Genomic DNA, 9,475 nt, shown 5'->3' with positions numbered 1-9,475 from the left:
TTAGGTGTTCTACGGAGTGATATTTTCAGGATAGACGATAGTTTGTCTTGATGGATATAAATCGTCTTAAAGCCGGTTTTAATGATCTTTTCTTTGACAAGCCCCTGTAGAGCAGTAGTTACAGTCTCACGGGTGGCCCCGACCAGATTCGCGATTTCCTGATGAGACAGGGGGAAATCAATTTTGTAATACTCACCATGACTTTGTAGGGTAAATTGATCGCTTAATTTTTGAAGAACATATAAAATTTTATCCTGTAAATTTCCCAAAGCCAGATGCTGGGCCAAACTGCTCATACCTGAGATTCGATCGCTTAACACCTTGATCATATTCATCATGAATCGAGGATGTTGGATTAAAAAATGCTCGAATCGGTCTTTGTCCATCCGGCAGATATCACATTCTTCGATGGTTTCTATGTACATATCCCGTGTCCCTAGTGAAATCATATCCATTTCACCAAATACATTTCCCTCGCTGAGGATATCCAAAGTAAATTGCTTCCCGTCGGCATTCAGCTTGTAAAGACGTACCTTCCCCTTTTTCACAAAATAAAGCCCGAAGGAGAAGGTATCGGGGGTTTGAATAAATGTGTTTTTCGGTAGGGTCGTAATGGAGGTCATTTGATCCATTTCAACCAAATCTTCTAATGAGAGATTATGAAGCAAATTAAATTGGGATAGATACTGAATGCTATTCATATATTCTCCTTTTCGTCGCTTGTGGCGTATAGAATCATAAAACAATTATAGCTTTTCCAGGGAGCTTTGACCTTATGGTGCTGACCTGCTTGGATAAAAGTGTACATGAATTTTAGGGAATCAGGCGGATTTATGTAAAGGAGAGGTTGGTATAAAATAGAGATCATGAATATTAGATACATAAAGAGCGAGGGAATGGCAATGATCTGCGAATTGTTCGCAACAGCTTTTAGTCATGGTAAAATGGTGCGGGTCCTTTCAGAATGTTTATGAATGTTTATTGCTGAATTCCTATGTAAGAAGAATGAATTTACATAAAAATGGATGAGCCTTCCTTACAATGTAAACGCAACCATGATGATCAGGGCAGGAATTCACCATTTTGTAAAAAAATGAACTTGAGGTGAAGTTTTTTGAATTATTTTGAATAAAAATGATTGTTTTTTACGAGGTTTGTGGTACGATATGAACAGTTGGGGGAATGAAAATGCTGACGGAAGAAAGATACAATTTAATAATACAGCGCTTACAAAAATGTGGTGTTGTAAAATTGCAGGAATTAGCTGATCTGTTGGGGGCTTCTGAGTCAACGATTCGGCGCGATTTGATAGATCTTGAAGGCCGTCAGTTGCTAAAGCGGATTCATGGCGGGGCAACCTTGCTGAATCAAAAAAGTCAGGAACCTGGCATGGAAGAAAAAACGTTCAAAAACGTTCAACAAAAAAATCTAGTCGCCCGTATAGCTGCCAAAGAAATTTTGGATGGCGAATGTATTTATCTGGATGCGGGAACAACAACGATGGCGATGATTCCTTACATTGAAGCTAAAGACGTGACGGTCGTGACTAATGGCCTATCCCACGTAGAAGCACTGGTAAGCAAGCGAATCAGAAGCTATCTACTGGGAGGGATGATGAAAATTCATACCAAAGCCGTAATCGGGAGTATTGCTCTGCAGAATTTGGACAATTTTCGATTCGACAAGTGCTTTCTGGGAACGAACGGGGTAGATGTGGAAATGGGGTTTACCACTCCTGATCCTGAAGAGGCGTTGATTAAGCGACGAGCCCATCAGCTGTCCGGCAAAACTTATGTGTTGGCGGATTCCAGTAAAATTGGAGAAGTTACCTTCGCCAAGCTGTTCGAACTCAAGGAAGCTATTCTTATTACCGAATCGGTGCCTGAACGCTCACGCCGATCCATTGCTCAGAAAACTAAGATAATCGAGGGATAACAATGATATATACAGTAACGCTGAACCCTTCTATTGATTATATCGTGGAAGTTGACGATTTGAAGCTTGGTGATTTGAACCGGATGAAACGAGATTTGAAATTGCCGGGTGGCAAGGGTATTAATGTATCCCGGATACTGAACCAATTGGGAGCAGACAGCACGGCGATTGGCTTTCTCGGCGGATTCACAGGCAGGTTTATCAACGATACATTACGGGAAGAATCCATTAAAACTGATTTTGTAATCATCGAGGATGACACACGGATCAACATTAAACTCAAGCATGGCGATGAGACGGAAATTAACGGCTTGGGACCTGAGATTTGTGAGCATGAGGCGGATGCGTTGGTGCAAAAGCTGTCGGGTCTCCAGAAAAATGACATTGTTGTCTTGTCGGGAAGTATTCCGCCGTCACTTGGAGGAGACTTTTATGATCGACTGATTAGCGTATGCCAGCAAACCGGGGCTGAATTCGTCATCGACACCACAGGTGAAGCGCTGATGAAGGCACTGGTCCATAAGCCGCTGCTCGTCAAGCCGAATCACCATGAGCTGGCTGAATTGTTTGGCGTAACCATTCAATCAAAGGAGGAGATCGTTACTTACGGCCGTAAGCTGCTGGAAGCAGGTGCAAAAAATGTACTGATTTCCATGGCAGGAGAAGGGGCATTGTTCATTACGGCAGAGGAAGTGTATCACGCAAATGTACCAGCAGGAACGGTTAAAAATTCTGTAGGCGCAGGTGATTCAATGATTGCTGGATTCGTGGGTACGCTGGCTCTTCTTGGCGATCCGATCGAAGCATTCCGTGCAGGAGTGGCATCCGGAAGCGCAACCGCGTTCTCCGATGATCTGGCTACTAGAGAGAAAATTGAACAATTACGGCCGCAAGTTACGATTTCAAATTGGTAATCCCGCTACATCATGAGCTTATTATGCGTGTGTCCACACGCTGACCGAACTTAGGAGAGTGTGAAAAATGAGAATAACAGACCTGATGATTAAAGAAACGATGATCATGGATTTGCAGGCAACAACAAAAGACGGAGCGATTGAGGAACTCATCACCAGTCTTGAAGCAAGTGGCCGCATCAATGACCGGGTATTGTTCAAAGAAATGATTTACAAACGCGAAGCAGAATCCAGCACAGGAATTGGTGGCGGCATTGCGATGCCGCATGCCAAGACCAAAGCTGTAAATGAAGCGACTGTAGTGTTCGCCAAGAGCAGCCAAGGCGTAGAATTTGAATCGCTGGATGGCGAGCCTGCGAAAGTGTTTTTCATGATTGCAGCTCCAGAGGGTGCAGCTAATACACATCTTCGTACACTCGCAGCTCTTTCCCGGCTGCTAATTGATACCGATTTCATCGACAAGCTGATGAAAACGCAAACACCGGAAGAAGTATCAGGGTTGTTTGATGCGAAGCAAGCGGAAGAGGAAGCAGCTAAAGAAGCAAAAGAGGCGAAGAAAGAGGCTGCCAAAGCACAGCAAACGCCGGGCGTTATCGTTGGTAACCCGAATTCAGACGAGTTTGTTGTTGCGGTGACTGCCTGTCCTACAGGTATTGCGCATACGTTTATGGCTGAAGACGCTCTCATTAAGAAAGCAACAGAGATGGGTGTAAACATCCGGGTAGAAACGAATGGCTCGGAAGGTGCGCAAAATGTACTGACAGCGGATGAAATTCGTCGTGCCAAAGGTGTAATCGTTGCTGCTGACAAAAAGGTTGAAATGGCCAGATTTGACGGTAAGCCTGTATTGCAAAGACCGGTAAGTGACGGTATTCGTAAACCTGAAGAGCTGATCCGCAAAGCGCTCAATGGCGATGCTCCAATCTATCGTAGTGAAGGTAAGGGGAACGCAGAGGAGACGAAAGCAGAAAAAATCAGTGTCGGCAGTAAAATTTACAAGGATCTAATGAACGGCATCTCTCATATGCTACCGTTCGTTGTAGGCGGCGGGATTTTGCTGGCCATCTCCTTCCTGTTCGAACAGATGGCGGGCGCAGAGAATCCAATCGTTAAGCTGCTGCAAACGATTGGCGGCGGAACAGGTGCGTTCCACTTTCTGATTCCGATACTGGCCGGATTTATTGCGATGAGTATTGGGGATCGTCCGGCACTGATGCCAGGTATGGTTGGTGGTCTGATGGCTGTAAACTCTAATGCAGGCTTCCTTGGCGGTCTGGCAGCAGGTTTCATGGCTGGTTATGTGGTTATTCTTCTGCGTAAAGCTTTGTCAGGTCTGCCGAAGGCGCTGGATGGTTTAAAACCAATCTTGTTATACCCGGTATTCGGACTTCTAATTACTGGTGCAATTATGTTCTACCTGTTCGATCCGATTTTCGGTGGTATTAATACATGGCTTGTCAATGTTCTGAACAATTTGGGTACGGGCAATGCAGTTATTTTGGGTCTGATTCTGGGTGGAATGATGTCGATTGACATGGGAGGACCTTTCAACAAAGCGGCTTATGCATTTTCAATCGGTGTCTTTACTTCCAGTGGTAACACGAACGGAGCTATGATGGCTGCTGTTATGGCGGGCGGTATGGTACCTCCGCTGGCGATCGCTTTGGCTTCGACGTTCTTCAAAAATAAATTTACGGAGCAAGAGCGCAAATCTGGTTTGACGAACTATGTACTCGGTTTATCCTTTATTACAGAAGGAGCAATTCCATTCGCAGCTGCTGACCCTTTGCGTGTCTTAACCTCTTGTATTGTGGGTTCAGCGATTGCTGGTGGTCTGACGCAGTTCTGGAAAATCAATCTCCCAGCTCCACATGGCGGCATTTTTGTAGCAGCGCTTGCCAATCATGCTTTGCTGTTCTTGCTTGCAGTGGCGATTGGCTCCGTGATATCTGCACTCATTCTGGGACTGTGGAAAAAAACGCTCGAAGCGAAATAACTGGCATCAACACATTTCCCTCTTCATAAACGTAAAACCGCTAAACACATGTAAACGATGTGTTTAGCGGTTTTTTTGATGTTGATTTGGGTTCGGGAACTGGCTTGTATCCCCCATAAAAAATCCGGTTTAATTAGACCTGGGCAGTCTGGACTGACCATTGCTCCTTAACCAGCTGCATAAACAGCTTTCGGGCTGAAGACATATATTGCTGATCCTGGTTGTTCTGTAATATTCCAATGGGAATATTCGGGTCTTTTAGTTGGAGGGGGATGGTGACCAGTTCATTCGGCAAAGGTAGTGACGATAAAACCACTCCAACTGAAGAGATTGTTTTTACGAATGAGGGTATAGACGAAATTTGGCTGATGGTATACAAAAACGGCATCGACGGGAAGCGGGAAAACTCTTTTTCCAGCCGCATAGAGTACAGGCAACTTCTACCTCCAGCTATAAGCGGGTATTCATACAAATCCTCCAGATGAAGCTCACTTTTTGCTGCGAAGGGATGATTACGGGACACGATAAAAGCGATTTGTTCGTGATAAATGGGTTCAAAGTGTAAAGAGGGAATCGAGTGAGGTTCCCCGCAGATTGCAAAATCCAGCGTATGGTCCATCAGAGCGTTCGAGAGCGTATCCGTGTTTCCAACTGTAAAATGGCACGTAATATTCGGCTTATGCTCCCGAAACCGCTGTAGAACCAAGGGGAGTATGGTAGCCGCTACCGTTTCAATCACACCGATATGGAGCGTGCCGACTTCCTCCTTTTTCAGAGATTTGGCCTGGTCCAGCACATAATTCCAATGCTGAATAAGCCCATCTACCTCTTCTGCATACACTTTGCCTGAGGCCGTTAATTCCGCATCCCAACCTCTTTTAAAAAGCTGAAATCCCAGCTCTTTCTCGAGCCTCTGGATTTGGTTTGTGACTGTAGACTGCGCGTAGTTTAATTTGGCAGCAGCTTTTGAGAAAGTTCCTTCTTCGATAATGGTACGAAATGTAGTTAGCTCCTTCAGATCCATGCATATCCATCTCCATCGACAAAAATGAATTTAATTATGATTATTTTCAATTATACAGATAAAGATAGAAGGAGTACAATCATCTTATTCCAATGGATAGGAGAGATGAACATGCCATTTGTACGCGTAGGTTACATGGAGCAGCAATACACAGAGCAAGAGCTGCCCTGCATTAGCTGCTGTATTTTGAAGGCCCTGATTGAGCATTTTCAGGTACCGGAAAAGGATTACTTTCAGGTTTTTCATGCTCATAAGCAAAGCGAGTTTTATTATAGCCCGGATTATTTGAATGTACCCAGAACAGACAAGCTGTTGTATATCCAAATTACAATGGGATCGGGTAGAACTACGGAGCAAAAAAAGAGTTTTTACCACAGGCTAGCCGAGCTCTTATCTATTGAATGTAAGATTAGGCAGGAGGATGTATTTGTAACACTGGTGGAGACTGAATTTGAAAATTGGTCCTTTGGCAACGGACTTGCCCAGATGATTTTATAGCTGAAAACTGCACACTGCACAATTAGGAAGGAAAGGAAGCGTTGAACAAATGAAGCACAAACTAATCACATCGAGCGCTCGGGAAACGCTAGGAGATTTAGCGCCTGCATTTGCAGACTATACGGAGAAGGTTCTTTTTGGGGATGTTTGGAGGAGAGAAGCATTGTCTCTCAGAGAACGGAGTCTCATTACAGTTGCCGCTTTGGTAGCGGGTGAGCATGTGAATCAGCTTCCCTATCATCTGTTTCTAGCCAAGCAGAACGGTATTTCCGAGGAAGAACTGGTTGAGGTCATGACACACCTAGCCTTTTATGTGGGGTGGCCCCGCGCAGCTTCAGCTATTCAGGTTGCCAAAGACGTATTTTGCAAAGAAAAAGAGGCTGACGCATAAGCCTAAAAAAATCTTTATTTAATCGGACACCGTCCAAGGGTGTATTCGATCAGAGCCTATAAAAAGCCACTTTTTCGAAAGTGGTTTCTTTTATTTTTTGACGGGTGCTCAAGTGTTATATAATAAAGAAAACACAAATCGAGAGGACATCAAGCATTGACCTTACAACAATTAAAATATGTCATCGAGATTGCCAATCGTGGCTCCATGAATGAGGCGGCGAAGCGGTTGTTTATTTCCCAACCCAGTCTGTCGAACGCGATTCGGGATCTGGAGGAAGAAATTCATATTACTATTTTTGAACGAACCAATAAAGGAATCTCTTTGTCCAAGGAGGGCGTAGAGTTTCTCGGTTATGCGCGTCAGGTTGTTGAACAGGCGGAGTTATTGGAAAGTCGCTATCTGGATGCCAAGCCTTCACCGCAGCATTTTGCCGTGTCTACACAGCACTATGCTTTTGCTGTAAATGCATTCGTAAATCTGGTGAATGAATATGGACAGGATGAATATGAGCTGGCTTTGCGGGAGTCGAAGACTCATGAAATCATACAGGATGTCAAAAGCTTGCGCAGTGAGATTGGAATCCTGTATCTGAACGAGTTTAACGCGAAGGTCATTAATAAGCTGCTAAAAGATGCGAACCTGCAATTTAACAGCCTGTTTACGGCGAAGCCGCATATTTTTATCAGCAGCAAAAGCCCATTATCCTGCCAATCCATTGTAACGATCGACCAGCTTCACCCCTATCCGTATTTGTCCTTTGAGCAAGGGGAGTATAATTCCTTTCACTTTTCTGAGGAAATTCTCAGCACGTTGTCGCATCCCAAAAGCATCCGTGTCAATGACCGGGCGACCCTCTTTAACCTGCTGATTGGCTTGAACGGGTATACTATTTCTACTGGGGTAATCAGTGCGGATCTGAATGGTAACGAGATTATTTCCGTGCCTTTGGAATGTGATGAGTCTATTAATGTGGGATGGATTTGTCATAAAAACGCTGCACTCTCCAAGCTGGCCACCGTTTATGTAGAAGCGCTGCATGAGGCGATAGGGGAATAAAAGGCTGGGTATAGCTTTAGACTATAACTAGCTATAGTTTATTGGAGTTACCTTATAGCTGAAAATGTATGCTATCTTTTTTGCAAGAACTTCATTACCGAAGTAAAAAGGAGATAACCCTAATGAGCAGCATCCTTGACAATGCATCCCAACGTAAAGTGACCCCTTTTAGACATGATATCGTCGGCAGCTTTCTGCGCCCGCAAGCGATTAAAGATGCCAGAATTCAATTTCAAAATAATGAAATCTCTGCGGACGAATTGAGAAAGATTGAAGACAACGAAATTATTAAGCTGGTAGAAAAACAAAAATCAGTAGGGTTGAAAGCCGTGACAGATGGCGAATTCAGACGTTCGTGGTGGCATCTTGATTTTATGTGGGGCCTGGACGGCGTGGAAAAGGTACAGCTTGCGAACGGCTACCAATTTCAAGGCGTAGAAACAAGAGCGGAAACCGCACGCCTGTCCGGTAAAATCGGTCATTCCCGTCACCCTTTTATTGAAGATTTCAAATTCCTGAAGCAAGTAGCAGGTAAGGATGCTATTGCACGCCAAGCGATCCCTGCACCGGCACAATTTTTGGCCGAGCTGTTGCGTGGAGAGAATAAAGAAACCACCGATACCTATTACAGCAACCTGGATGAGCTGGTTACCGATATTGCCAAGGCTTATAAATCCGTGATCCAAGCGTTATATAATGAAGGCTGCCGCAGCTTGCAACTGGATGATTGCACATGGGGCATGCTCTGCGATAAAAACTATTGGGAAGCCAGACAGCATGCGGATGAGAATATAGAAGAAACCAAAAAGCTGTTCGCTCGCGTGAATCAGGAAACTGTAAATGAACTTCCAGCCGATTTGGTCGTTACAACCCACGTATGCCGTGGTAACTACCATTCGACCTGGGCTTCCTCAGGCGGCTACGAGCCTGTTGCCGAAACCCTGTTCGGCATCGACAACATTGATGGCTACTATCTCGAATTCGATACTGACCGTGCAGGCGATTTTACACCACTCAAGCATCTGAAAGACCAGCAGCAGGTCGTATTGGGTCTCGTTTCCTCCAAAACGGGTGAGCTGGAAGACAAGCAGACGGTCATTAACCGCATTAAGGAAGCAACCCAATTCGTCGACATCAACCATATCTGCCTGAGTCCGCAATGCGGCTTTGCCTCCACGGAAGAGGGCAATATTTTGACGGAAGAGCAGCAGTGGAAAAAGCTTGCCTTCATTAAAGAGATTGCGGACGAGATTTGGAAGTAAGGGTTTAAAAGGAAACACGCCATTTGTGGGCGTGTTTTTTGTTTGAGAGTCTACCTATAGCATTTATTTGCAATCTTTATTGCTAATATGTAGCTAGCGCTGTAATATCTTCTTCAGAAATACCAGATATACATTTTGCTCTAAATCATCCTTAATATATAAAATTGTGAAGAAGGGGCAATCCAAATGTTATTTAGCTTTTTTATAATCCGATGGACTGAAACTTCAGCAGGCAGCGTTAACCATAGAAAAAGACCTTGCTTGGGAACATGAAAGGATAATCCAGTTGGGTTATGGTGCCTTGGAATAATTAGAACGCCTTAATAGGTTCCTTTTTAAAAATAGTTTCCAGTTCATCCAGATTAATTCCGTGAGCACTTCTTTGTATCCCTTTGC

General features: G+C 44.3%; 9 protein-coding genes. 7 read left to right on the top strand and 2 right to left on the bottom strand.

The window, feature by feature from the left end; translation table 11 throughout:
- Window positions 1-701, bottom strand: a 701-nt coding sequence (locus L693_RS0112410) for a Crp/Fnr family transcriptional regulator (protein ID WP_025717522.1), incomplete at its 3' end; no start/stop codon positions are given.
- A gap of 487 nt (window positions 702-1,188) precedes the next feature.
- On the opposite strand from L693_RS0112410, the gene L693_RS0112405 reads away from it, so the two are divergent.
- The 3 genes from L693_RS0112405 to L693_RS0112395 all read left to right on the top strand — a co-directional run bounded on the left by L693_RS0112405 (window position 1,189) and on the right by L693_RS0112395 (window position 4,845).
- Window positions 1,189-1,935 carry a DeoR/GlpR family DNA-binding transcription regulator gene (locus tag L693_RS0112405; RefSeq protein WP_025717521.1) on the top strand — a complete coding sequence of 249 codons (747 nt, stop codon included), beginning with the start codon at window positions 1,189-1,191 and terminating at the stop codon, window positions 1,933-1,935.
- A gap of 2 nt (window positions 1,936-1,937) precedes the next feature.
- Complete coding sequence (gene pfkB, locus L693_RS0112400; protein ID WP_025717520.1) at window positions 1,938-2,849, top strand: 1-phosphofructokinase; 912 nt, start codon at window positions 1,938-1,940, stop codon at window positions 2,847-2,849.
- A 67-nt stretch (window positions 2,850-2,916) separates the two neighbouring features.
- Window positions 2,917-4,845 carry a PTS fructose transporter subunit IIABC gene (locus tag L693_RS0112395; RefSeq protein WP_025717519.1) on the top strand — a complete coding sequence of 643 codons (1,929 nt, stop codon included), beginning with the start codon at window positions 2,917-2,919 and terminating at the stop codon, window positions 4,843-4,845.
- A 133-nt stretch (window positions 4,846-4,978) separates the two neighbouring features.
- Here L693_RS0112395 and L693_RS0112390 read toward each other — a convergent pair whose 3' ends face one another.
- Window positions 4,979-5,869: a LysR family transcriptional regulator gene (locus L693_RS0112390; protein ID WP_025717518.1), complete on the bottom strand. Its 891-nt coding sequence runs from the start codon at window positions 5,867-5,869 to the stop codon at window positions 4,979-4,981.
- 111 nt (window positions 5,870-5,980) lie between these two features.
- Here L693_RS0112390 and L693_RS0112385 point away from each other — a divergent pair, with 111 nt between their 5' ends.
- The 4 genes from L693_RS0112385 to L693_RS0112370 all read left to right on the top strand — a co-directional run bounded on the left by L693_RS0112385 (window position 5,981) and on the right by L693_RS0112370 (window position 9,079).
- Window positions 5,981-6,367 (top strand): tautomerase family protein, encoded by a 387-nt coding sequence (locus tag L693_RS0112385; protein WP_025717517.1) that lies wholly within the window; start codon window positions 5,981-5,983, stop codon window positions 6,365-6,367.
- A 49-nt stretch (window positions 6,368-6,416) separates the two neighbouring features.
- Complete coding sequence (locus L693_RS0112380) at window positions 6,417-6,758, top strand: carboxymuconolactone decarboxylase family protein (RefSeq protein WP_025717516.1); 342 nt, start codon at window positions 6,417-6,419, stop codon at window positions 6,756-6,758.
- Window positions 6,759-6,914: 156 nt separating this feature from the next.
- Window positions 6,915-7,817: a LysR family transcriptional regulator gene (locus L693_RS0112375; protein ID WP_025717515.1), complete on the top strand. Its 903-nt coding sequence runs from the start codon at window positions 6,915-6,917 to the stop codon at window positions 7,815-7,817.
- A gap of 122 nt (window positions 7,818-7,939) precedes the next feature.
- Complete coding sequence (locus tag L693_RS0112370) at window positions 7,940-9,079, top strand: 5-methyltetrahydropteroyltriglutamate--homocysteine S-methyltransferase (protein WP_025717514.1); 1,140 nt, start codon at window positions 7,940-7,942, stop codon at window positions 9,077-9,079.
- Window positions 9,080-9,475 lie beyond the last annotated feature (396 nt).

This window comes from Paenibacillus sp. 1-18 (genome assembly GCF_000520755.1).
Classification (GTDB): domain Bacteria; phylum Bacillota; class Bacilli; order Paenibacillales; family Paenibacillaceae; genus Paenibacillus; species Paenibacillus brasilensis.
Note: the sequence above shows the minus strand (reverse complement) of the source record. Positions and strands in the feature narration are given on the sequence as shown.